Source organism: Streptomyces vastus, assembly GCF_039532825.1.
GTDB classification, from domain to species: Bacteria; Actinomycetota; Actinomycetes; order Streptomycetales; family Streptomycetaceae; genus Streptomyces; species Streptomyces vastus.
The window spans coordinates 96290-119729 of sequence record NZ_BAAASJ010000097.1; the positions used below are offsets into that span (position 1 = coordinate 96290).

The window sequence follows — 23440 nt, forward strand, 5'->3', positions numbered from 1 at the left end:
GGCCCGGACGACTTCGGTCGTCCGGGCCCTGCGGCGTTCGCGGGCCGTGAGGGAGCCGAACGACCCGCGCGGGGCCTGTTCTGCAGTTCGACTTCGAGGTCACACCCGACTGTACGGTCCTGCTCTTCGCCGGAATTCTCGTGCTACACGGCCTCCTCGACACCTTCGGCGTACGCATCGTCGGCCTGTTCAACAGCGTCAGCGTGTGGCGGCGCGTGGTGGGCGTCGTGGTGATCGTGGGCGCGCTCACCTTCGCCCCCGACAGCCACCAGTCGGCGTCCTTCGTGTTCACGGAGTTCGTGAACAACACGGGGTGGGGCAGCAGCCTGTACGTCGTCCTCCTCGGCCTGCTGATGGCGCAGTACACCTTCACCGGGTACGACGCCTCCGCGCACATGACGGAGGAGACACACGACGCGTCCACGGCGGGCCCGAAGGGTCACGATCCTGTTCATACTCCCCCAGGTCTCCCAGGTCTCCCAGGTCTCCCAGGTCTCCCAGGTCAACTGGGAAACCTTCAACTACGCCCCCATCGCCGTACTCGTGGTCCTCGGCTTCGCCGCCGCCTGGTGGTACGCCTCGGCCCGCCACTGGTTCCTCAACCCGGACCACGAAAAAACCCGCGCCCGCGAGACGTCCCGCGCGAACGCCCCGGAACCGGTAGATCCCTGACGCTTCCACCCACCTTCCGTGGCCGGGACCCCGATACCCGATCGGAGACCCGGCCACCTCCGGCTATGCTCGGGGGAGCAACATCGCCAGGGCCCTTAGCTCAATTGGCAGAGCAGTGGACTTTTAATCCATTGGTTGTGGGTTCGAGTCCCACAGGGCCTACCGGAGAGCCCCAGTTCAGAGCGGATCTGATCTGGGGCTTCGGTGCGTTTCGGGGCAGTGTGATCGTTAGCTCAACCCAAGCTCCACCGACTCGTGGGCGGAGGCAGAGAATCGCCACACCCGCCGTTTCCCGCGACTTCATCGCCCTCGTGCGACCGGTCGGGTTCAGCGGTTGACTGCCCCTACAAGGACGACGAGCGCGGTGAGGACGGCCATGAGAGTCATCGCCATCGCAGCCGGGACCCCGAGGACTCGCCGGCCGGCGGGCCGTTGCTGATGGGCGAGTCTGAGCGCCACCCACGCCGCCTGCGCGAGCACGCCGCCGACGAAGGCGAGCAGCAGCGGCATGATGCCGGCCGGAATGGGCAAAGCGCTCGTCACGAAGGCTCCCGCGACCGGGCTCAAGCAGGCCAGTCCGATCCACGGAGCCACGCGCCGCGTCGGTTGCACCCCCAGCAGAGCGGCCAGCGCCAGGCCCTCGCCGACCGCGTGCACGAGGAGCGCCGCCACCACGGCGACCGATGCGGTCAGCGCCAGGGTCGCCCCCTCCAGGAAGCGGTGCAGAGCGAGCCCTGATGCCGCGCCGATGCCGCCGGCACGGCCCGGCTCGCACGGGCAGCCGATACGGACCACGGCACCCATCACCCCGTACGAGGCGAGTGCGGTGAGCGGCACCGCCCACAGCGGCAGGCCGGCCTCATGGGCCTCGTCCCACGCGTCGGGCAGAAGGTCGACGACCGCGATGGTCAGCAAGATCCCTGACGCGGCTGCCAGCAGAAGCGCCGACCGGCCGGATCCGCGCCGCGCCAGCCAGGCGCCCACCACAGTGGCCACAGCCACCAGGACCACGGCCATCAGCGTTTCGGTGGAGGGCAGCTGCCACCCGGTTCCGTCGTCTGTGTGCGCGCCTGCTGCGTAGAGCACGCAGAGCATGTCGCCTCCCTCCTAGGGGGCGGGCTTACGTGCTGCAGTGCCCGGGCGAACCGGCTCCGGCCCCGCCCGGAACGCCCGGGGCCGGCATGACAGGCAGAGCTTCGCCACCGCGGCGGCAACCGCCCCGAGCGCCGGCGCTCGCGGAGCGCAAGCGGTCAGCGGCGGTAGCAGTACGAGTCCGAGGAGGCGTCGCCGCCTTGGAGGTGCGTCTGGTGCACGCGCAAGCCCAGGAAGTCCGGGCCGTGCGGGTAGAAGCGGCTGTCGACGGAGAGCCCGCCGTGGGAGGTGTCGGCGTCGAGTTTGACCATCCACGGGTCGATGCCCGCGGGATAGAACTGCGCGTCCCAGGCGGCGTACAAGGAGTTCGTCAGGTACACGCGCCGCCCGTCGCGGCTGAGCTCGACCATCTGCGCTCCGCCGGTCAGCGGAAGGTCGGGCTCGGCGGGATGCGGCTGTTGGCTGACGATGCCGCCAAGACGCACGGACGCGGTCTGCCTCGGATGGAACGGGTCGCTCACGTCGTACTGGAGCAGATCGCCGGTTCCCCATGCGGATACGTACAGCCACTGGTCGTCCACCGACAGGTCGATGTCGGAGATCAATGGGGGCACGGCGCCGAACGGCTGCAGCGCCGGGGGCAGGTCCTCCGTCTGCGCGGGCTCGGCAGGGATGGTGATCACCTTGCGGACCACGAAGTCCTCGCCCTCCCGGTTCCACAGCCACACCGACGCCGACAGGTCCTCCACGTTGACCACGGTGTTTGCGAACCCCCACGTTGCCTCGGGGTCGTGTGCGGGGCGCAGCTCCAGCACCATCTGGTTCTCATCGCCCAGATCGACGCGCTGCAAGTGCCGGCCGGAGTCCAGCTCCCAGAAGTGCAGCGAGTGGCCGTACTTGCGACCCAGCAGCAGTTCGGGGACAAGGCCCTCCTCGATCATCGAGGGGGTCCCCCACTCGCTGGTCACAGCGATGTTCTGACGCAGATGCCACCAGACGTCGTAGGAGAACCACTGCGGTCCGCGGTCGCTCTCCCAGGCGCGCAGCACTTCGAAGCTTTCGTGGTCCAGCAGCGCGACGCCGCCAGGCCCGTCCGCACCGTCCGCGCCGCCCAGGCAGGACAGGAACACTCCGTCGGGGCCACAGTGCAGTGTGTGCGGACGCGAATATCCGGCCTTGGTGGCCAACTCCTCGGGCTCGACCACCTTGACCAGGTGCGGGCGGGCGGGATCGGGGCTGGTGTCGAAGACGTGCAGCCGGGAGGAGCGCAGTCCTGGGACGATGAGGTAGCGCCGCGCAGCGTGATGATGCCCGGTGTGTGCCAGGGCGCTCGAGCAGGCGTTCCAGCCGAAGTGGTGCAGTTCGTTGCCCAGGCCGGGCAGCTCGGCGTGGGAGATCACGCGGCCGTATTCGGGGGACTCGGGGTCGGTGCCGACGGTGAACAACGCGTCCGCGCGCTGTGCGGTCGGGTCGAAACCGACGACATAGGCGAGCTTCTCCGGGGGCGCGGCGACGGCGTCCGCCGGAGTGCGGTACAAGGTGGGGTCACTGTGGTCGTCACGGTCGTGAGCGTGCTCAGTCGTCGTCATGGCTGTTCCTAACTCCCGAACGGGAGCCTGGATCTTGGGGACTCCCGACAGGCAGCCCGGCTCACCCGTTCGAGATCGATGTGCAGACGCTGGCCAGATATGCCACAAAATGAGCGTTTCACAGTCCCGGAGCCCTGCCAAGCCGACACCGGGCCTTCCGGCCGCCTTGCCGGCTGACCGTGTCGGACGCCGTTCGCTGATCCGGCCTGATCGACCGGACAGGATCTGGCGGGCCCGGCAGTGACAAGCCCGTGGAAGATCCGGGTGATCGTGTGCCTCCTGTTATCGTCACGGATCCTGTGTCGCCCCCACAGCAGGTCGGGCCACAGCGCCCGGGTCGGCTTCGGCTGGCTCGGGCGCTGTTTCGTTTGGGGCATCCCCATATCTCAGGACCCCTTCCGGCTGCAGCGTGGCAACCTGCCGTAACGCTCGCGCTACGAGGAGGTCCTATGTCCCCGCCATCCGACCCGGAACCGTCTCTCAACGACCCGAGCCCGTCCCCGCCGAGCGTCCCGGTGCCGCCCACGCCGCCGCACGACTCAGCAAGATCGCGCCACCACACCACGGCGCGGGACGTGATCGGGACCGGTCCCGGCGAGCCCAAAGGGCGGACGATCAAGGCATGGAGCGGCCCCGGTCCGCCTGCCCGCACCGGACACCGCGGGCATCGAGGACGCCGACGGCGTGGCGGAGGCCGAGGGCGTGGCGGAGGCCGAAGCGACCTGACGCAGCACGGCGTAACGGCGGTTCCCGGCTCCGAGGAGTGCCTGGAGCCGGGAGCCGCCGGGTTGAGCGTGGCGGGTGACGCTCGCCTCAGGCGTCGTCGTCCCTGTCCGGCTGCCCGTCCTCGAAGTACCGCGTCGGAGCCGCGGGCAGCGCCGTCATCCGCGGCAGCAGCTGCGCGGCGAGCAGCGTCGAGAGCGCCGAGGTGTCACCGCTGCCGCCGTCGGTGCGTACGACCACCGGCTGCGGTGCCTTCGACGCCAGCTCCGCGCCCACTTCGAGGCGGCGGCGGGCCAGCTCGTACTGAAGTACCGCGCGGTTGTCGCGGTAGGCCTTGGCGAGGGCGCGCTGGGCACGGGCCTCGTTCTCGGCGGAGATCAGGCCGCTGCGACCGCGGGTCTCGATCTCGAACCGCACACGCTGGGCGTTGGTCTCCTGCTCCTCCAGCAGCTGGGCAACCTGTTCGCGGGCGTTGTTGAGCGCGGCCTTCACCTCGACGATGCGCGCGTCGCGCACCTTCTTGGCCCGCTCGATGTCCATGCCGAGGCTGTCGATACGGCGCTTGCGGGTCAGCCCCCACTCCTGCTCGTACGCCGTGCGCTCCTTGGCGACCCGCTCCCGGGTCGCCAGGTGCTGCTGATACTGCGTCGGCAGCTGGACGTCCGGGATGTTGGAGCCGGTGATGCGCACGCCGTAGCGCTCCAGCTGCCGGTTGAGCAGCTCCTGCATGTCGGCCACGTCCGAGCCGCGCAGGTCGTACGCCCGTTCGGTGCGCATCTTGCGGGCGCGCTGGCGGATGGCGTCCTGGACGGCGCTGGACAGGACCAGGTCGAAGTTGCCCGCGCCGATCGTGCGGACGAACCGGACCGCGTCCGTGATGCGGAACTTCAGGAAGAACTCGATCGACCGCAGCGGGACGTTCTCCTGCGTCGGGCAGGCCATCACCGGGGCCGAGTACGGGATCTCGGTGGCCGTGTCGACCACGAAGTCCACCCTCGACCAGGGGTGCCAAAGGTAGTGGCGGCCGGCGTCCAGGGTGCGGGTGACCGCGCCGTAGCGGGTCAGGACACCGTTGGTGCCTTGCTCGATCTCGACGATCGAGGAGCGCCACCACCACAGCGCGCCGATGATCAGGAGCAGGCCGCCGGCCGCGTAGGCGAGCCCGGCGAGTGTGCCGTAGGCGAGGTCCGCCGCGCCGTCGGAGTCCGCCTCGCGCAGCGACAGCATCACGCCCATGAGCAGCGCGAACAGGCCGAGCCACAGGGGCAGCATCCACCACAGCCTGCGCCGGTGGCGGGGGATGATGACCGGGATCAGCGTGCCGGCCTCGCCGCCGCGCAGCAGCTGGGCGATGTCGCTCCAGGGCGCGACCGCCTCGGAGATGACCGACCTGCGGTTCATACGTGCGGTACTCACTGACCGGCCTCCTCGGAGAAGTCGGGAACCTCGGACGCCTTGGCCTGCTCGGCGGTCTCTTGGCCGGTTGCAGAGCCCGTCGGCGCTCCAGCCTCGGCCGACGGCACGGTGGGCCGCTCGGCCTGGAGCAGCACCACGATCTCGTCCTCGCGGCCGGCGATACGGTCGCCGATAGCGGCGAGCTGCCCACGCATGGCGGCCATGTCCGCCTCGCTGAACAGCTCCTCGCCGCGCTCGCCGACCATCTCCCGGGCCAGCTGCAGAAAGTCGACCCCGGCGGCGCCGTCGCCGTCCGCCGAGCCGCCGATGCGGACCAGGCGCGGCAGATGGTCGGCGACCTGCTCAAGGGTGTCGAGGATCTGCTGCTGGTAGCGGTACTCGAGGATCTCGGGAGCCTCGGCCGCGGTGACCGCGCGGATGTCGAGGGCCTGTGCCTCCAGCAGCGCCGCGTTGGCCTTCGCCTCGGACTCGGCCTGTACGTAGCGCTGGCGGGCAAGGGCCTGGGCGCGGTTGGTCTCGCGCTCCACGGCGGTGTCCATCTGGGCCTGGTACTGGGCGATGTCGGCCTGGATCGCGGAGAGCGTCTCGTGGCTGGTCGCCAGCTCCTTGCTCAGGTCGCCCTCGTCCTGCTCCTTGCGGAGCATCAGCGCGTACTCGTGGGTGTACGCCTCCTTGGCCATCCGCACCATCTCCGGGGCGGCCAGGTCCATCCGGTAGTTGCGGTCGGACGGCTCGGCGTGGGTGATGTTGGCGTTGGTCAGCTCGACCGCGGGCCGGAACTGCTGGTTCAGCTGCTCAAGGAGCCGGCCGGTGTCCTCGCCGACCATGTCGTAGATCCCGGCGGCCTCCTGCTCATAGATGAGGCTGCGGATCGTCTCGCTCACCGCGTTGCTCAGCTTCTCTTCGAAGCCGCGTACCGCACCCAGTGTGTAGACGAACTCGGTCGCGTCGCTGATCCGGAACTGGATGAACAGGTCGATCGAGGCCTTCACGCCGCCCTTGGTCGGCGCCTCACGCACGGGCGCGTTGAACGGGTACTCGCGGGTGGTGTTGAGGATGTACGAGACCCGCTTCCACGGGCTGATCAGGATCACCCGGCCGGGGCCGACGACCTTCTCCAGCTTCCCGAAGCGCGTGATCAGCGCCTGGCAGCCGTCCGGGACCATCACCATGCCCTGCCGCCACCACACGAAGGCGACCGCGATCACGGAGATGACCCAGTAGTGCAGCCCGAAGAGCGGGTTGGTCAGCGGGGAGTCGTCCACCGTCGACACGACCGCTGTGCCCACCGCGCCCAGGACGAGCAGCGACAACACCGGGAGCATGCTCAGGAACGAGCGGCCCTTCGGGAGCACCATCGGGCAGATCGCATGGACCTGCTCGCCGCCCTCACGCTGCTGCTCGCTCCGGTTGAGCGCCTCACCGGCCTCGTCGAGAGAGACGGTCTTCTGCGCCATGACCGTGGCGATGGAGCCGCCCTGTTCCCTCGCGGCCGGAAAGTCGGCGGGGTCCATGCCCTCTTCCTCCGGCGCGTACGACTCCTCGTCGGCGTCGTCCCACCCCTGGCCGGCCTGTCCCCGGCTCTGCGGCCGACCGGCCGACCGCCCCGTGCGCCGCCGGATTTCCTCCTCGGCCGTCTGTCGGGGATCGGCACCGGAGGCCACCGCTGAGGCCACCCTCCGTAGGCTCTGCGCCTTCGCTCGTGCCATCGTTCCCCCTTTTTCCTTCTCTTCTCGTGCTCGTATTACGGGCTGGGTGCCCTGTACGCCTTGTGCGCTCTCTTGATCGTGTTCCTGGTCCCAGTCATCCCACACCTACAGGCGGCGGGAACAGGGCGGCTCAGCCGATCGTGACCATACTGATGAGTGTCCTGAGGGCGCTGATGGAGAAGGGGCTCTGAAAACTACCCCTGACCGTTCCCGGGCCGACCCTGAAACCGTGGTGAAGCCGGCCGGCCGCGGGGTCTTCAACTGTTGGATCACCGACTCCGGTATCCGTGGTGGTTTCCGTGGTCGGCACGGATGCCGCCGCGCCTCGGTCAGGACAGGCTGTGACCACAGCGGCAGGGCCCGACCGGGCCCACCGAGCCGCTCGTGACCCACGACCACAGGAGTGACCATGGCCGGCGCCAAGAACAGCTCGTACGAGGGATTCACGGCCGAGGAGCGGGCCGCGATGAAGGACCACGCCCAGGAGCAGAAGAAGGCGGCGCGTCGCGGTTCGCGTGCGGACAAGGCGGCGGAGGCGGAGCGGGACGTGCTCGCGAAGATCGCGGAGATGCCGGACTCGGACCGGATCATGGCCGAGCGCGTCCACGCCATTGTCAAAGCGAGCGCCCCGGTCCTCGCGCCGAAGCTCTGGTACGGGATGCCCGCCTACGCACTGGACGGCAAGGTCGTCTGCTTCTTCCAGAGCGCCGCGAAGTTCAAGTCGCGCTACGCCACCCTCGGGTTCAACGACCCGGCGAAGCTGGACGAGGGCACGATGTGGGCGACCGCTTTCGCCCTGACCGAGGTGACGGACGAGGCGGAGGCACGGATCGCCGCACTTGTGAAGCAGGCGGTCAGCTGAGGGCGCACACAGCGGCGGCTACCGGCTACCGGTCGGGCTTGGGCGCCAGGCCGAGGCCGGCCAGCGCGGTCGTCGCGGCGGTGGCATGGTCGCCGCCCGCGAGGAGCAGCGTGCGTGCCGACTGGTAGGGGCAGCCGGCCGCGTCGAATGCCGCCGCGGCGGCGAGCTGGTGCGGCAGGTCGCCGTCCAGCAGTGCCTCCGCGCGGTCCAGCTGGGCGGTGGCGACCGGGTTGCCGGTGACCACGGCGCGCGCGGCGTCGATCCGGGACCGGGCGTCCGGGTGTCCGGCGAGGACCGCCGTCTCCGCCCGGAGCGACACGTACCAGTGGTGCCAGATCCAGCACACCCACTTCCACACCTCGTCCGGCTTCGGCGCGACCCGCTCCAGCGCGGCGTCAACCTCCCCGTGGTGGAGCAGAACCATGGCGTCGAAGACCGCGCCGTAGCCATGACGGTGCTGCTCCACCGCTGTGTCCGCCTGATCGACGATCGCGAGCCAGGTCGCCCGGGCGTCGTGGTCGCCGCGCAAGCCGTGGACCATGGCCACCGACGCGGCTGCGGCACCCAGGGAGAGTGAGCGCTGGCGGCCACTGTGCTCCCACGCGTCGAGGAACCTCACGCTGCGGGTGAGTACCTCGTCGGCATGGCCGGCGAACGCGTCGGCGGTCAGGATCCAGGACGTGGCGTGGTGGCCCGCCTCGGCCAGCAGCGGGTGGTCGGCCAACTGTTTGCCCCACCGTTGGGCTTCCGGCAGTTCACCCACACCGAGGGCGGTTCCGGCGGCCATGGCGAGGGCGTCCATCAGCTCGTGCGTACTGGCGGGAGTTGGCGGCACAGAGGTCAGGATGTCGATCCGGCGCCGGGCGATGCCCGCGACGGCGAAGGCATCACCGGCCCAGCTCCGCGCGCCGGAGAGCGCGTCGAGGGCGGCCGACTCCGCCACCGTGTCGCCGGTGCGCCGGGCGAGCCCGACGGCCTGTTCGGCTCGCTCGACCGTCTCCTCAACGGTGTTTTCCGTGTCTCCCTGAATCGCGCCGTACGCGTCCGCGACCACCGCCGCCTCGGCCAGCGCGACAGCCGCCTCGGCGGCCGGGGTGGCACCGGACAGCTCTCGCGCCTCCGCGAGCATGGCGGTCACCTCGTCCACGGGGGGAATGCGCGTGAACGAGGTGGAGAAGCGGTACGCGACGGTGGCGGCATCCGCCAGGTCGCGGCCGGCACCGGGGCTGTCCCCGGCCCGGCGGGCCGCCTCCGCGGCGGCACGATGCAGTCGGAACATGTCGTCGCCGAGCCTGCGGCACCCGGCCACTGAGGCGGCGTGCCGCAGTGCAACGGCACCGGCGGCAGCGTCGTCGGCGAGCCGGGCCGCCTGCTCGTAGCGCTGCTGGGCCTCGCCGAGCAGATTGCGGGTGAACGCCAACTCGGCCAGGTTCAAGGCGAGACGGCAGGCGTCCACGCGCCGCTCCGGCTGTTCGGCAGCCCAGGTGAGAGCGGCTCTGAGGTCGTCCGCCAGAGCGTCGAACCGGGCGCGCCAGTCCGCGCCGCCGGCTCCCATGAGGGCGGTCGCGCCGGCCAGGCACCAGTCCACGTGGCGGGATCGGACGTCGATCAGCTCGCCGGCGTCGGTGAGCCGCTCCGTCCCGTACTGGCGGATGGTCTCCAGCGGCTGGTAGCGGGTGCCGGACGCGGACGGTGTCACGGCGAGCAGGCTCTGCTCGGCAAGCCTGCCGAGCCCGTCCGTGACCGCGGCCGGGTCCAGCGGGGCGAACCCGGCCACCGCAGTGGCCGCCTCGGCGGTGAACGGCACGGCGAACACCGACACCCGGCGCAGCACGGCCTGATCCTGCGGCTCCAGCAGGTCATGGCTCCAGTCGAGGACCGCCCGCACCGACCGGTGCCTGTCGTCGGCGCGGGCCCCGCCGGTGAGGATCCGCAGCTGATCGGAGAGGCCGGCCGTGAGGCCGTCGAGGCCGAGCGTGGACCACCGCGCCGCCGCCAGCTCGATCGCCAGCGCCATGCCGCCGAGCCGTTCGCAGACGGCCACGACTCCTTCGCTCACCGCCGGACCCGGAGGCTGGCCGACCGCCGCCGCCCGGTCCATGAACAGGGCCACCGCCTCCGAGTTGTCGCCGCCGGCCCGCGACAGCGGTGGGACCGGGAAGACCCGCTCGAACGGCACCATCAGCCGGGCCCGGCTCGTCACCAGCACCCGCAGCCGCGGGCAGGCCGTCAAGAGCCGCTCCACGAACGACGCCACCCCGTCGCGTACCTGCTCGCAGTTGTCCAGCACCAGCAGCGCCCGGTGATCCGCCAGCGCGGCCGGAACCGCGTCGTCGATGCCACGCCCTGGCTGCTCGCCCACACCCACGGCCGCCGCGACCGCCGCCCCCACCCGCTCCGGATCGGTGACCGGGACCAAGTCGACGAACCACACCCCGTCGGCGAAGTCGCCGGCCACCTCCGCTGCCACCGCCAGTGCGAGCCGGGTCTTGCCGACCCCGCCCGGGCCGACCGCGGTCACCTGCCGGTGTGTCTTCACCGCCTCGGCCAACTCGCCACGCTCGCGCGCCCGGCCGACGAACGGCGTCAGCCGCGCCGGAAGAGCGGGTGCCGAACGCGACCGCTCGGCGTGGGCGGACTCGGCCGCGCGCCGGGAAAGCGCCCGCCGGTCCGGCACCTCCAGCTTGCGCAGCAGCGAGGAGACGTGCGACTCGACCGTACGTACGGAGATGACCAACCGCGCGGCGATCTCCGCGTTGCTGAGGTGCTCCCCGAGCAGCGCGAGCACTTCGGCTTCCCGGGACGAGATCACTGGAGTGGACACCGGCTCATTATCCGTATCCGTATCCGTTTATCCGTGGCGGTTTCCGTGGTCAGCACGGAGGTGGACCGCATCCGGTACGGGAGAGGTTGTGACCACAGCGATCGAGCCCGGCAAGGCACACAGACACACCCGGGCGACCGTGACCTCCTTCGATGACCCGCGACTACAGGAGTGACCATGACCGTGGTGTACGCCGACCCCCGCCCCTGTGCCCAGCGCCGCCGCGACACCGAGCACCAGCTCACCGACGACGTCGACGTCTGGGTGGCCAGTGCCTCGGCGGACGGCGCACCGTACCTCGTGCCGCTGTCCTTCGACTGGGACGGCGACGCGCTGTTGGTGGCCACTCCGGCAAAGAGCCCGACCGGCAGGAACCTGGCCGCCACCCGGACCGCTCGGCTGGGACTGGGCCACACCCGCGACGTGTCCATGATCGACGGCGAGGTCGAGGTCCTCGAGATCGACGCACTGCCGCAGCAGCAGGCTGACCGGTTCGCCGCACGCACCGGCTTCGACCCGCGCGCACTGACCACGCCTTACCGCTGGTTCCGGATCACCCCACGCCGCATCCAGGCCTGGCGCGAGGAGAACGAGCTGCGCCACCGCGAGTTGATGCGCGACGGCCGCTGGCTGGTCTGACACTCCGGCCCGGCCAAGCGTGAAGGCCTTCGAGCCGCAGTTGCCCGCTCAACTGACGGCCGCGCCGAACCACTTCGCCATCCGACCGAGCAACTCCTGCTGATCGTCACCGACCCACGCCACGTGGCCGTCCGGCCGCAGCAGCACCGCGGGCACGTCCTCCACGTCCAGTTCCTCGCTGACGTCGACGACGTGGTCGACCCGGTCCGACCAGCCCGCCACCGAGAGCCGGCCGGTCTGGTCGAGCAGCAGGCCGCGGCCGGTGTGCATCAGCTCGTAGAGGCGGCCACGCTTCAGCTTCACGTCCCGTAGGCGCCGGCCCAGCAGTTCGTGGCCCTCGCCGAAGTCGTAGCGGACGCTGATCGCGGTGATCTTCTCGATCAGGTACCGGTGCACGTCCTCGAAGTCCATCAGTTCCGACACCAGCCGGCGCACCGCCCGGGAGCCCGGGTCGGTGGACACCAGCACCGTCTGCGCGCGGGTGTTGTCCAGTACGTCGGCGGCCACCGGGTGCCGTTCGGTCTCGTAGCTGTCGAGGAGTCCCTTCGGTGCCCAGCCGCCCACCTCGGCGGCCAGTTTCCAGCCGAGGTTGAACGCGTCCTGGACACCGAGGTTGAGCCCCTGCCCGCCCAGCGGCGGGTGGACGTGGGCCGCGTCGCCGGCCAGCAGCACCCGGTCGACGCGGTAGCGCTCGGCCAGCCGGGTGGCGTCGCCGAAGCGGGACAGCCAGCGCGGCGAGTGCACGCCGAAGTCGGTACCGGCGTACACCCGCAGCTGCCGCTGGAACTCCTCGAGGGTCGGCGGGACCGCGCGGTCCTCGGCCACCCCCTCGGCGGGCACCACGACGCGGTACAGCCCGTCCCCGAGGGGCCCGAGGCCGAACCGCAGCTGTGTCTTGCGGACGTCCGCGACGACGGCGGCAATCGTCTCCGGGTCCTCGGCCACCTCCATCTCGCCCAGCAGCGTCTCGGCGCTGGAGGGCTCGCCGGGGAAGCCGACGCCGAGCAGCTTGCGCACCGCGCTGCGGCCGCCGTCGCAGCCGACGAGGTAGCGCGAGCGCAGCCGCGTGCCGTCTGCGAGCTCGGCGGTCACCCCGTCGTCGTCCTGGCTCAGCCCGACCAGTTCGCAGCCGCGCCGGATCTCGGCGCCGAGTTCGGTGGCACGCTCGGTCAGCAGGCGGTCGGTGACGGGCTGCGGGATGCCGAGGACGTAGGGATGCGTGGTGTCCAGCCGGACCGGCGACGGCTTGGGGATGCCGGCGAAGAAGCGACCGACCGGGTGCTGCTGCCCGAGCGTGAGAAACCGCTCCAGCAGACCGCGCTGGTCCATCACCTCGATACTGCGCACGTGCAGGCCGAGCGCGCGGACCACCGGGGTCGGCTCCGGCTCCTTCTCCAGCACGAGCACGTGCACACCGTGCAGCCGCAGCTCACTGGCCAGCATCAAGCCGGTGGGCCCGGCACCGGCAATGATCACGTCGATCATGAAACTCCCCATTTCCGCAGGTCCTGGCCTTGGCCGGGCAATTCTGCGGTACTACGGGGGCCTTGCCGCAAGCCCTCTGGTGGGCTATACGTTGAGAGTGGCAAGGAGTGAGTGACCCTGTGAGTGTCCCTCCTTGCCTTTGTCGTTTTCAGCCCGCGCTGAGTTCCGGCAGCGGCAGCGTGTGCTGGGTCTGGAGAACCTTGGCCCGCAGGTAGCGGACGTTGTGGGCCGTCTTGAACACGCCCGTCGGGACCCGGCGTTGAACGTCGACGCCCAGTGAGCGGAGCTGTTCCGCCTTGTCCGGGTTGTTGGACAGCAGGTCGAGGGACGAGATGCCCAGAGCCGTCAGCATCTGGGCCGCCGACGTGTAGTCGCGGGCGTCCTCCGGCAGGCCGAGGGCCGTGTTCGCGGCGTACGTGTCGAGGCCCTCGTCCTGGAGCGCGTACGCGTCGAGCTTGTTGTAGAGGCCGATGCCGCGGCCTTCCTGGCGGAGGTAGAGGAGTACGCCGCCACGCGTGGCGATCTCCTCGACCGCCTCGCGGAGCTGCGGGCCGCAGTCGCAGCGGGCCGAGCCGAAGACGTCGCCCGTCAGGCACTCGGAGTGCAGGCGGACCAGCGGGTTCGCCGATGGGGTGCCGAGGACGAGGGCCACGTGTTCCTGGCCGTCGGTCAGTCCGTGGAAGGTGACCACGTCGGCGTCCACGCCGTAGCCGTCGTGGAAGCGCAGCGGAACCCGGACGCGTGCGCGCGGGGTGGCGGCGGGGAGTTCGGGCATGCGGGTTCTCCGAATCCAGGATCCGAGCTGCGTCACAACAGCTTCAGCAGCAGCCTTCAGCTCTGCTTCAGATTTGAAGCAGACCCTTGGATCGAGACCCTACCCCATGGTTTAAAGTTGAAGCAACGGTTCCGATAGTTGCCCGTGGGCTCATGACGCAGTCGGGGTTGGGCCGCCCGGACGGCCGCGGCGGACGGCAAAGACACGTACGCGGTGGACGACAAGAGGCACGTACGCGGCGGACGGCAAAAGCAAAGGCAAGGAGTTCACCCACTCCTTGCCACTCTCAACTTATAGCGCACCAGGGGGCTTGCGGCAAGGCCCCCGTCGTGCCGCAGAATTACCCGGCCAAGGCCAGGACCTGCGGAAACGGGGGTGACGAAGTGCGTGTGTTGTTGTCGACCCATGGGTCGCGCGGGGATGTCCATCCGATGGCTGCACTCGCGGTGCAGTCAAGGGAATTGGGCGTGGACGTGCGGGTATGTGCGCCGACGGACGAGGAGTTCGCGAAGCTGCTGGCCGGTGTCGGTGTGGAGCTGGTTCCCTTCGGGCCGTCGGCGCGTGCGCTGACGAAGGCGGCGCCGTCGCTGCCCGCGGAGGGCCTGCCCCGGCGCGCGGCCGAGGTGATCGCCGGCCAGTTCGACCTGTTGGCGTTCCTGGAGGCCGGTGAACCACCGGTGTACGTGGGCTTCGGCAGCATGCCCATGCGCGGCTCGGAGGACGCTGCCCAGGTGGCCGTCGAGGCGGTACGCGCGCACGGCCGCCGCGTACTCGTCTCCCGCGGCTGGGCCGACCTGGCCCTGATCGACGACCAGGACGACTGCTTCGTAGTCGGTGAGGTCAACCACCAGACACTGTCGGCCGGGTGGCCGCCGTCGTGCACCACGGCGGCGCGGGCACCACGACGACGGCCGCCCGGGCCGGGGCGCCCCGGCTGGCGGACCAGCCGTACTGGGCGGGTCGGGTGGCCGACCTGGGCATCGGAGCGGCACACGAAGGTCCGACTCCGACCTTCGAATCCCTGCCGGCCACGCTCGGAACGGCCCTGGCCCCCAAGACCGGTGCCCGCGCGAGGGCCGTGGCCCTCACGATCCGCCCCGACGGCGCGACGGTGGCCGCGAAGCTGCTGCTCGACGCGGTCAACTGAGTAAGGCCTGGCTCGATCGTCCCGCGTGAACCACGGGACGGTCGAGCCAGGCCCCCAGAACACGAGAACCCGCACGCACAGGTTCGTCGTACCGTTCCAAATGTCTTCCCACGCGCAACGGTCGCCAGCGACCCCAGATCGGAGCCAATCGCCGTGAACCCCCTGACCACCAGCGCGTTCGACCTGCCCGACCACCTCTCACCCAAGGCCGACCCCAAGCTGATCGCCGCCGACGAGCAGCACTTCGCGGCCATCGCGGAGTGCCTCGAGCAGACGATCGCCGAGGTGTCCGACAGCCTCGATGCCCAGCGCAGGGCGCCCGGCGGCACAGGCCGGGAGGCGATGGACCGGGACACGGAGATCCACCGGCTGACCTCACGCCTGCGCACACTGCGCCGCTTCGGCCTGGACCTGTGCCTCGGCCACATGGTCAGCACGGACGACTCCGAGCACCCCGAGCCCGTATACGTCGGACGACTCGGGCTCACGGACAGCACGGGCCGTCGGTTGCTGGTCGACTGGCGCTCACCCGCGGCCGAGCCGTTCTTCGGCGCCACCCATGCCAACCCGATGGGTCTGGCGAGCCGTCGCAGGTACCGCTGGACCCGCGGCCGGATCAGCGACTACTGGGACGAGGTGTTCACCGCCGACGGCCTTGAACGGCACGCCGCGCTCGACGACCAGTCCGCCTTCATCGCCAGCCTGGGCACCAACCGGTCGCCCCGGATGCGGGACGTGCTCGGCACCATCCAGGCCGACCAGGACGCCATCATCCGCGCGGGATCCCGCGGTGCGCTCGTCGTCGACGGGGGTCCGGGTACGGGCAAGACCGTCGTCGCCCTGCACCGTTCCGCCTACCTCCTCTACTCCGACCCCCGCCTCGGTCACCGCCGCGGCGGCGTGCTGTTCGTCGGCCCGCACCGGCCCTACCTGGACTACGTCGCCGATGTCCTCCCCAGCCTCGGCGAGGAGGGCGTACAGACCTGCACCCTGAGGGACCTCGTCGCCGAGGGAGCCGCGGCGGCGGTCGAGGCCGACCCGGACGTGGCCCGTCTGAAGTCTTCCGCGGACCTGGTGCAGGCGATCGAGACGGCCGTCAGGTTCTACGAGGAGCCGCCCACCAAGGGGATGACGGTCACGACCCACTGGTCCGACGTCTGGCTGAGCGCCGACGACTGGACCGAGGCGTTCGAAGCAGCGGAACCCGGTACGCCGCACAACGAGGCACGCGCCCAGGTCTGGGACGAACTGCTCACGGTCCTCGCGGACAAGCACGACGGCGAGGAGGCCCCGCCCGCCCTGCTCCGTAAGTCGCTGAACCAGAACAGGGAGCTGCTGGCGGCCTTCAACCACGCGTGGCCGCTGCTCGAGGCGGCCGACCTGGTCGGGGACCTGTGGTCGGTCCCCGCCTACCTGCGCAAGTGCGCCCCCTGGCTCAGCCCCGAAGAGGTCCGCAAGCTGCAGCGCAAGGAGGACCCCCAGGCCTGGACGGTGTCCGACCTGCCCCTCCTGGACGCGGCACGGCAGCGGCTCGGCGACCCGGAGACGGCCCGGCGCAACCGCCGGCACCAGGCCATCCTCGCCGCCCAGCGCGAGCGTATGGCGCAGGTCGTCGACAACCTGATCGGTGCCGTGGCCGACTCCGGCGCCGACGGTGACGAGGGCATAGGCCTGGTGAGGATGCTGAGCGGCGAGGACGCCAAGGTCAGCCTGGTCGACGAGTCCGAACTGCCCACCCCCGACCCGGACTTGCTCGCCGGCCCCTTCGCGCACATCGTCGTCGACGAGGCCCAGGAACTGACCGACGCGGAATGGCAGATGCTGCTGCTCCGCTGCCCGTCCCGCAGCTTCACCATCGTCGGCGACCGCGCCCAGGCCAGGCACGGCTTCACGGAGTCCTGGCAGGAACGGCTGGCGCGGATCGGGTTCGACCGCATCAGCCTGGCCTCCCTGAGCATCAACTACCGGACGCCGGAAGAAATCATGGCGGAGGCCGAGCCGGTCATCCGTGCCGCCCTCCCGGACGCCAACGTGCCGACCTCCATCCGCAGCGGCGGCGTCCCCGTCGTCCACGGATCAGCTTCGGAACTGGACTCGATCCTCGACACCTGGCTCGCCACACACGCCGACGGAATCGCCTGCGTCATCGGCGTCCCCACATCCCGTACGACATCCGATACGACATCCGGTACGACACCCCCTGTGACGTTCCGATTCCGTACGACGTCGTCCCGCGTCCGCTCCCTCACCCCGGAGCTCTCGAAGGGGCTCGAGTTCGACCTCGTCGTCCTCATCGACCCGGAGGAGTTCGGCGACGGCATCGAAGGAGCGGTCGACCACTACGTCGCGATGACCCGGGCGACCCAGCAACTCGCCATCCTCACGACCACCTGACGCCGGGCGCCGGTACCGCCTACGTGCACTGCTGGCCGGACGACCGCCGCCGCCACGGCAGGTCGTCCGACGCTGCCTTTCCCCCGTCTCCCTGGAGCGCCCCCGCAACCCCCGTGAAGATCTCCTCCAACTGCCCCACCTGCTCCGGAGTGAGGTGCTCGAAGAGCGCGGAGCGCACCATCTCGACATGACCCGGCGCCGCACGCTCCAGCACCGCCATCCCCTCGTCGGTCAGGATTGCGAGGCTCCCGCGCTTGTCCATGCTGCAGTCCTGCCGGCGTACGACACCGTCCTTCTCCAGACGTGTCACGGCGTACGTCAGCCGGCTGCGGGTGATCTTCAGGGCCTCGGCGAGATCTGTCATCCGCAGACAGTGGTGAGGAGTCTCGGAGAGGGTGGCCAGGATCGTGTAGTACAGGTGCGGCATACCGGCCTCCTGCTGGAGCTGCCGGTCGAGCGCGTCCTCCAGAAGGTGGGAGGCGGCGATGTACGCGCGCCAGGCGCGTTGCTCCTCGGGGGTGAGCCAGCGGGTCGTCATGCCTTCAGTGTAGGTACTGTTTAAAAGTTGAACCACCATCGGCTTGACACGAGCGGAGAGTACGCCCCATGCCCCACCCCTACGTCCTGTTGTCCGCCGCCGTCTCCCTCGACGGCTACCTGGACGACACCGGCCCCGAACGGCTGCGGCTCTCCGGCCCGGCCGACTTCGACCGGGTCGACGAGGTGCGGGCCCACTCCGACGCGATCCTGGTCGGCGCGGGCACCCTGCGCGCCGACAACCCCCGCCTCCTGGTCAACTCCGCCGAGCGGCGCGCGGCCAGGATCGCGGAAGGCCGCCCGGAGTACCCGCTGAAGGTCACCGTCAGCGGCAGCGGCGACCTGGACCCGACCCTCAACTTCTGGTCCACGGGCGGCGAGAAGGTCGTGTACACGACCGACAAGGGCGCCCCGAAAGCCACCGCGGCCCTCCGCGGTCAGGGCGTCGATGTCGTCCCCGTCGGGCCCGAGCTCGACTGGCCGGCCGTACTCGACCACCTCCACGATGTACGAGGCGTACGGCGGCTCATGGTCGAAGGCGGCGGGCGCGTGCACACCCAGCTGCTTCAGGAGGGCCTCGCGGACGAGCTGCAGCTCGCTCTCGCGCCCCTCCTCGTGGGGCAGCCGGACGCACCCCGGCTGTTCGGACCCGGCGGCTACCCGGGCGGGGTGCGCAACCGGATGCGGCTGGTGGAGACCCGGCCGGTGGGCGATGTGGTGCTCATGCGCTACGTGCCCACGGCGCCCGGAGCAGGCGGGCCGGCCTCCGCCGCCGACCGGCACTGGCTGGAGCTCGCCTGCGAGCTCGCCGCCCAGTGCCCGCCTTCGCGGACCGCGTTCAGCGTCGGCGCGGTCGTCGTGGCGGCGGACGGTACGGAACTGGCCCGCGGGTACTCCCGCGAGTCCGACCCCGTGTCGCACGCCGAGGAGGCCGCGCTCGCGAAACTCGACCCGGCCGATCCGCGCCTTCCCGCCGCCACCGTCTACAGCAGCCTGGAACCCTGCGCCCGCCGCGCCTCCCGGCCTGCCCCCTGCGCCCGCCTGATCCTCGACGCGGGCGTACGCCGCGTGGTCACCGCCTGGCGCGAGCCGGACACGTTCGTCCGGTCCGCGGACGGCAGCGGCCTGCTGGCCGCCGAAGGCGCCGAAGTCGTCGTACTCCCGGAATACGCGGAACGGGCCGCCGAGCCCAACCGCCACCTGCTCGGCCGGTGACCGGGAGCGATCGGTTAAGGGCAGGCGGCGAAAACCCGTGTGCTGAGCGTCCCGCGGATGGCGTACACTGGTCTTACCGACGCGGGGTGGAGCAGCTCGGTAGCTCGCTGGGCTCATAACCCAGAGGTCGCAGGTTCAAATCCTGTCCCCGCTACTGAACACTCAGGGCCGGAACCCACGGGTTCCGGCCCTGAGTGCTTTCCGGGTTTCCGACGGTGCTGTCCCGATGGTCCGCTCACTCACTCGGCCCGCACAGGTCGCCCCCCGACCACCCGCCGGGAAACCTGGACGGAGCGCGGTGAAGGGCGGGAGAGCAGTGGTGGGGCCGGGAGAAGCGGAGACTGGCTGGCGGAGGGTCGCTGACCTCCGGACTCTTGTCCGCGCCCTCCCTGTGCTGCTGATCATCGCGGGCGTCTGCTACGACTTCCTCACCCCGCCCCCCTTCACCGCGGTGCCCTTCTTCACGGTCGCCCCGCTCGTCGCGGCGCCCCTCTCCACGTTCGGCAACACGCTGCGTACCGGAGTCGTGGCCGTCGCCGCCCTGTCCCTGCTGCACATCAGGGGGCCCTTCGACGTGGGCTCGGCCACCGAGATCGCCACCGCGGCGGCGGTCGCCCTGCTGGCCCTCGCCATCAACCGCCTCGTACGCCGCAGTGACCAACGTCTCGCCTCCGCGCGCGAGATCGCGGAGGCGGCCCAGAGGGCCGTACTGCCCGAACCGGCCGAACGGATCGGCGGGCTCGACATCGCGGCGCGGTACGAGGCGGCGCAGGCGGACGCGTTCATCGGGGGTGACCTGTACGCCGTGCAGGACACCCCGCACGGCGTACGGCTCGTCCTCGGTGACGTACGGGGGAAGGGCATGGGCGCTGTGGCGGCCGTTGCCGTGCTCATCGGGGCCTTCCGGGAGGCCGCCGAGCAGGAGGCGACCCTGGAGGCGGTGGCGCAGCGGCTGGAGCGGGCGCTGGTGCGCGAGGCCGCCCGGCGAGGCGGCCTCGAAGCGGTCGAGGGCTTCACCACCGCCGTACTCGCCGAGATCCCGCACGCCGGCGCCGTCGTACGCATCGTCCACCGCGGTCACCCCGGGCCGCTCCTGCTGTACGGGGACGGCTCGCTGGAAACACTCCGGTCCGAGGACCCCGCACTGCCGCTCGGGATGGGCGAGCTGGGCCCGTGGCCCGGCCGGGCGCAGGAGGTCCCGTTCCCCGGCGGGGCCACCCTGCTCTTCTACACGGACGGGGTGACCGAGGCCCGGGACCGGCACGGCGTCTTCTTCGACCCCGCTCAGTGCCTCGCGGGCCGGACCTTCCACGGACCCCGGGTGCTGCTCGCCACGCTCGTGGAGGCGGTCCTCCGGCACACGGGAGCCGGCGGCGCGACGGACGACATGGCGCTGCTGGCCGTCAGGAGGCCGTGAGGCGGGTTCTTGAACCGCCCCGTGGTCTTGGTGCCTGCGGGGTTTCAATATCACCGGTAGTAGTCGAATCAACTCACTCCGGTTAGCAACTGAAACATTGTCAACAGAAGTCACAGCAGTGAATTACCCCTGAGTCAGGATCAACTCGCCCGATTCGTCCCGCTCATGACCTGAAAGTCCAGGCCAAGACCGCCAACGAATCTTCAGAACAGCTTGGAATCCGGTGCCTGCCTCTATTAACGTTCGATAACGCAGCGCGGTCGTCCCAGCCGTCACAAGAGTCGGCTCCGTGCGCACGCGCCGAATCCCGCAAGGGAACCGGGGAACCACCAACTTGGGGTGAATCGGGCGTTGTTCCTGGTGGAGACACCGTGAGCGACGCGCGTAGGAGACCTTCCTGCTCCGAACCCGTCAGCTAACCCGGTAGGCGACAAGGAAGGAAAGGAGTGCGCCTACGTGGCGTCCAACCGGCCTGCCCCCCAGACTTCGTTCGCGCCGAGTGAGCAGCAGCCCGACTCATTCGGCTACGGCAAACGCCAGGACGAGGAGACCTGGGAGGAGTGGAACCCCACCGAGGATTCCCTCAAGCCCGTTCGCGGCAGGCACCGCGTCGGCAAGCAGCGCGGAGGAGGCCTTGCGCGCAGCTCCACGGTTCTGGGCGTCGGGGTCATAGCGGCCGTCAGCGCGGGCGGCATGGCCAGCGCGCAGACCGGCAAACCGCCGGTCTCCATCACCCTTCCCGACCTTCCCCTGATCTCGGACGACCCCGAGGAAGAGGCCGGCTCCGCGACACCGCTCACCCAGGCCGGTCTGAGCACGGCGGACGCCGAGCAGGGCAACTCCGACGCGGGCGAGGCCCTGCGCGCCCGCATCATCCTGCAGGCCGAGCGGCAGCAGGACCAGGTGGACCGCGAGGCCAGGCAGGCTGCGGCGACCGCCGCCGCCAAGCAGGCCGCCGAGCAGGCCGCCAAGGAGCGGGAAGCCGCCCAGGCCAAGGCCGAAGCCGCCAAGGAGAAGGCGGCGGAGGAGGCCCGGCAGAAGGCCGAGGCGGAGCGCCTCGCCGAGCTCGCCAGGAGCTTCGCGCTGCCGACGTCCTCGTACACCATCACCTCGACCTTCGGGCAGTCCGGCGCCCTGTGGTCCTCCGGGTCCCACACCGGCCTGGACTTCGCCGCCCCGTCGGGTACGCCGCTCAAGGCGGTCCACAGCGGCACCATCACCGAGGCCGGCTGGAACGGCTCGTACGGCTACCTCACCAAGCTCAAGCTCGACGACGGCACGGAGATCTGGTACGCCCACCAGTCCTCGATCAGCGTCAGCGTCGGCCAGCAGGTCAGCACGGGCGAGGTCATCGGCCGCGTGGGCGCGACCGGCAACGTCACCGGGGCGCACCTCCACATGGAGGTCAAGACGGCGGGTGGCGACGGAATCGACCCGATGGCCTGGCTGCGGAGCAAGGGGCTCAACCCGTAAACCCGTAGGTCTCGGTCGGCTCTTCGACCAGCTCTTCGACGCCATCCGCTTTCGGACGAGAAGCGGGTGGCGTCCTGCTTTTTCGCCTAGTTCCGGTAGGGGTTGTAGGCCGGGTCGTACGCCGGGAAGGGCGACGCCTGCCCGTACGCGTTCCCGTACGTAGGCCACGGTGGCGGCACCGGGAGCGGAGCCGTGGACCGGGCCGCGTACGCCAGCGCGGGGCGGGCAAGCTCGCGGCGGGCCCACAGCTCGTGGAGCAACTCCCGTTCCCGTACGACGAAGTCGGCGCCCGCACGGCCGCGGCGCCCCCGGTGGCGCAGGAACGCGAGGGACGTCGCGTACGCCTCGTACTCCGCGACCGCCCGCCCCGCCGGGCGCCCGCCGTGATACGTGGCGTACTCGCGGGCCAGTCGCCGCGCCTTCATCGAGCCGAGCACGAACGGCTCGGGAACGGTCAGCCAGCCCGCCATGGCGTACGCGGGCAGCTCGGCGCGCACCGTGCCGAGCTCACGCTGCCGCGTCCAGATGACCAGCCAGGTCAGCAGGCCGAACGCGGGCACCATGAACGCCGCGTACACCGCGAAGAAGCCGTACGTGCCGAAGGTCGACGAGCCGTTCCAGAGGGCGTGCATGCCCATCGCCAGCAGCAGGCCCGCGAAGGGCAGCAGTACGCGTCGTAGGTGCTGGCGGTCCGCCGAGAGCGCCGCGATGCCGAAGCCGATGCCGGTGAGCACGGTGAACAGCGGGTGCGCGAAGGGCGACATGATCACGCGTACGAAGAAGGTGGCCGCGGTGACGGAGGCGATACCGTCCTCGCCGCTGAGCTGGTCTGTGCCGAAGGCGGTGCCGAGGTAGAGGATGTTCTCGGTGAACGCGAAGCCGGTCGCGGTGACCCCGGCTATCACCACGCCGTCGACGATCCCGGTGAAGTCCCGTCTGCGGAACAGGAAGACGAGTAAGACGGCGGCGGCCTTCGCGCTCTCCTCCACGACCGGCGCTATGACCGTCGCACCGATCGTGTCGGCGCTCGACGGGTCCGCGGTGGCCGTGGCTATCCAACGCGTCGCGAAACTGTTCGCGACGATCGCTATCAGCGCCGCCGCGCAGGCGCCCCAGGCGAACGCGAACGTCAGGTTCCGCCAGGGCCCCGGCTCGACCCGGTCCAGCCAGCGGAACGCGGCGATCAGCAGCGGGACGGGCAGCACGGCAAGACCAAGGCCCACGAGAAAGCCCTCGGTGCCGGTCTGTTCGCGGACCAGGGCCAGGATGACGAGACCGGAGAGGGCGAGCAGGGTGATCAGCGCGCCGTAGCGCACCCACTTGCGGCGCCACCAGTGTGTATGCCGCCGGGTGCCTCCGGCGGGGGTGTCGGGGGGTGGTGGGTGCGCCGGGTACGCCGGATACGGAGGACTGGTGGCCACAACATCGACCCTAACCAGGGAGGGGCTGGGCTTGCGACGGTACGTTTGCG

General features: G+C 70.5%; 15 protein-coding genes, 2 tRNA genes, 2 pseudogenes and 1 riboswitch. Of the genes and pseudogenes, 10 read left to right on the plus strand and 9 right to left on the minus strand.

Annotated elements, in window-relative coordinates; genetic code table 11:
* Nucleotides 1-80: 80 nt before the first annotated feature.
* Both ABD357_RS44885 and ABD357_RS30470 read left to right on the plus strand, forming a co-directional pair.
* Nucleotides 81-440: pseudogene (locus ABD357_RS44885) on the plus strand (amino acid permease); the annotation flags it as partial.
* Nucleotides 441-761: 321 nt separating this feature from the next.
* Nucleotides 762-834, plus strand: a tRNA-Lys gene (locus ABD357_RS30470).
* Nucleotides 835-999: 165 nt separating this feature from the next.
* Here ABD357_RS30470 and ABD357_RS30475 read toward each other — a convergent pair.
* From ABD357_RS30475 to ABD357_RS30490, 4 genes are all read right to left on the minus strand, one after another.
* On the minus strand, nucleotides 1000-1767 hold the full coding sequence (locus ABD357_RS30475; RefSeq protein WP_344394232.1) for a ZIP family metal transporter: 768 nt from the start codon (nucleotides 1765-1767) through the stop codon (nucleotides 1000-1002).
* A gap of 155 nt (nucleotides 1768-1922) precedes the next feature.
* Nucleotides 1923-3353 carry a selenium-binding protein SBP56-related protein gene (locus tag ABD357_RS30480; RefSeq protein WP_344394233.1) on the minus strand — a complete coding sequence of 477 codons (1431 nt, stop codon included), beginning with the start codon at nucleotides 3351-3353 and terminating at the stop codon, nucleotides 1923-1925.
* Nucleotides 3354-4166: 813 nt separating this feature from the next.
* Nucleotides 4167-5492 carry an SPFH domain-containing protein gene (locus tag ABD357_RS30485; RefSeq protein ID WP_344394234.1) on the minus strand — a complete coding sequence of 442 codons (1326 nt, stop codon included), beginning with the start codon at nucleotides 5490-5492 and terminating at the stop codon, nucleotides 4167-4169.
* Nucleotides 5489-7201, minus strand: coding sequence for an SPFH domain-containing protein (locus ABD357_RS30490; RefSeq protein WP_344394235.1), 1713 nt, complete (start codon nucleotides 7199-7201; stop codon nucleotides 5489-5491). The genes ABD357_RS30485 and ABD357_RS30490 overlap by 4 nt, the downstream gene beginning before the upstream one ends.
* Nucleotides 7202-7610: 409 nt before the next feature.
* On the opposite strand from ABD357_RS30490, the gene ABD357_RS30495 reads away from it, so the two are divergent.
* On the plus strand, nucleotides 7611-8063 hold the full coding sequence (locus ABD357_RS30495) for an iron chaperone (RefSeq protein ID WP_344394236.1): 453 nt from the start codon (nucleotides 7611-7613) through the stop codon (nucleotides 8061-8063).
* A gap of 25 nt (nucleotides 8064-8088) precedes the next feature.
* Here the strand turns inward: ABD357_RS30495 and ABD357_RS30500 are convergent, their stop codons facing one another.
* Nucleotides 8089-10887 (minus strand): ATP-binding protein, encoded by a 2799-nt coding sequence (locus tag ABD357_RS30500; protein ID WP_344394237.1) that lies wholly within the window; start codon nucleotides 10885-10887, stop codon nucleotides 8089-8091.
* A gap of 177 nt (nucleotides 10888-11064) precedes the next feature.
* Here ABD357_RS30500 and ABD357_RS30505 point away from each other — a divergent pair, with 177 nt between their 5' ends.
* A complete protein-coding gene (locus tag ABD357_RS30505; RefSeq protein ID WP_344394238.1) occupies nucleotides 11065-11526 on the plus strand; it encodes a pyridoxamine 5'-phosphate oxidase family protein in 462 nt (153 codons plus the stop codon).
* Between the two features lie 48 nt (nucleotides 11527-11574).
* On the opposite strand, the gene rox is transcribed toward ABD357_RS30505, so the two are convergent.
* The gene (rox, locus tag ABD357_RS30510; protein ID WP_344394239.1) at nucleotides 11575-13011 is read right to left on the minus strand and encodes a rifampin monooxygenase; all 1437 of its coding nucleotides are present in this window, start codon (nucleotides 13009-13011) and stop codon (nucleotides 11575-11577) included.
* A gap of 148 nt (nucleotides 13012-13159) precedes the next feature.
* A complete protein-coding gene (locus tag ABD357_RS30515; protein WP_344394240.1) occupies nucleotides 13160-13786 on the minus strand; it encodes a GTP cyclohydrolase II in 627 nt (208 codons plus the stop codon).
* Between the two features lie 431 nt (nucleotides 13787-14217).
* On the opposite strand from ABD357_RS30515, the pseudogene ABD357_RS30520 reads away from it, so the two are divergent.
* Together ABD357_RS30520 and helR are read left to right on the plus strand one after the other, a co-directional pair.
* Nucleotides 14218-14933 (plus strand): annotated as a pseudogene (locus ABD357_RS30520) (glycosyltransferase).
* Nucleotides 14934-15086: 153 nt separating this feature from the next.
* Entirely contained in the window at nucleotides 15087-17327 is a 2241-nt protein-coding gene (gene helR, locus ABD357_RS30525) for an RNA polymerase recycling motor ATPase HelR (RefSeq protein ID WP_344394241.1), read from the plus strand.
* A gap of 19 nt (nucleotides 17328-17346) precedes the next feature.
* Here the strand turns inward: helR and ABD357_RS30530 are convergent, their stop codons facing one another.
* Nucleotides 17347-17865: a MarR family winged helix-turn-helix transcriptional regulator gene (locus tag ABD357_RS30530; protein ID WP_344394242.1), complete on the minus strand. Its 519-nt coding sequence runs from the start codon at nucleotides 17863-17865 to the stop codon at nucleotides 17347-17349.
* A gap of 68 nt (nucleotides 17866-17933) precedes the next feature.
* Between ABD357_RS30530 and ABD357_RS30535 the strand changes: the two genes are divergently transcribed.
* From ABD357_RS30535 to ABD357_RS30550, 4 genes are all read left to right on the plus strand, one after another.
* Nucleotides 17934-19079 (plus strand): dihydrofolate reductase family protein, encoded by a 1146-nt coding sequence (locus ABD357_RS30535; RefSeq protein WP_344394243.1) that lies wholly within the window; start codon nucleotides 17934-17936, stop codon nucleotides 19077-19079.
* 80 nt (nucleotides 19080-19159) lie between these two features.
* A tRNA-Met gene (locus ABD357_RS30540) sits at nucleotides 19160-19233 on the plus strand.
* 72 nt (nucleotides 19234-19305) lie between these two features.
* Nucleotides 19306-20496: a PP2C family protein-serine/threonine phosphatase gene (locus ABD357_RS30545; RefSeq protein WP_344394244.1), complete on the plus strand. Its 1191-nt coding sequence runs from the start codon at nucleotides 19306-19308 to the stop codon at nucleotides 20494-20496.
* Between the two features lie 288 nt (nucleotides 20497-20784).
* Nucleotides 20785-20941, plus strand: a riboswitch (cyclic di-AMP (ydaO/yuaA leader).
* 11 nt (nucleotides 20942-20952) lie between these two features.
* Entirely contained in the window at nucleotides 20953-21969 is a 1017-nt protein-coding gene (locus ABD357_RS30550) for a M23 family metallopeptidase (protein WP_344394245.1), read from the plus strand.
* A gap of 86 nt (nucleotides 21970-22055) precedes the next feature.
* Here the strand turns inward: ABD357_RS30550 and ABD357_RS30555 are convergent, their stop codons facing one another.
* A complete protein-coding gene (locus tag ABD357_RS30555) occupies nucleotides 22056-23390 on the minus strand; it encodes a PrsW family intramembrane metalloprotease (RefSeq protein ID WP_344394246.1) in 1335 nt (444 codons plus the stop codon).
* Nucleotides 23391-23440 lie beyond the last annotated feature (50 nt).

Coding starts and splice junctions, on each gene's coding strand:
- ABD357_RS30505 (WP_344394238.1), top strand. CDS start 11,065: ATGACCGTGGTGTACGCCGACCCCCGCCCCTGTGCCCAGCGCCGCCGC.
- ABD357_RS30535 (WP_344394243.1), top strand. CDS start 17,934: ATGCCCCACCCCTACGTCCTGTTGTCCGCCGCCGTCTCCCTCGACGGC.
- ABD357_RS30495 (WP_344394236.1), top strand. CDS start 7,611: ATGGCCGGCGCCAAGAACAGCTCGTACGAGGGATTCACGGCCGAGGAG.
- ABD357_RS30490 (WP_344394235.1), bottom strand. CDS start 7,201: ATGGCACGAGCGAAGGCGCAGAGCCTACGGAGGGTGGCCTCAGCGGTG.
- ABD357_RS30475 (WP_344394232.1), bottom strand. CDS start 1,767: ATGCTCTGCGTGCTCTACGCAGCAGGCGCGCACACAGACGACGGAACC.
- ABD357_RS30545 (WP_344394244.1), top strand. CDS start 19,306: ATGGTCCGCTCACTCACTCGGCCCGCACAGGTCGCCCCCCGACCACCC.
- ABD357_RS30530 (WP_344394242.1), bottom strand. CDS start 17,865: ATGACGACCCGCTGGCTCACCCCCGAGGAGCAACGCGCCTGGCGCGCG.
- ABD357_RS30515 (WP_344394240.1), bottom strand. CDS start 13,786: ATGCCCGAACTCCCCGCCGCCACCCCGCGCGCACGCGTCCGGGTTCCG.
- rox (WP_344394239.1), bottom strand. CDS start 13,011: ATGATCGACGTGATCATTGCCGGTGCCGGGCCCACCGGCTTGATGCTG.
- ABD357_RS30480 (WP_344394233.1), bottom strand. CDS start 3,353: ATGACGACGACTGAGCACGCTCACGACCGTGACGACCACAGTGACCCC.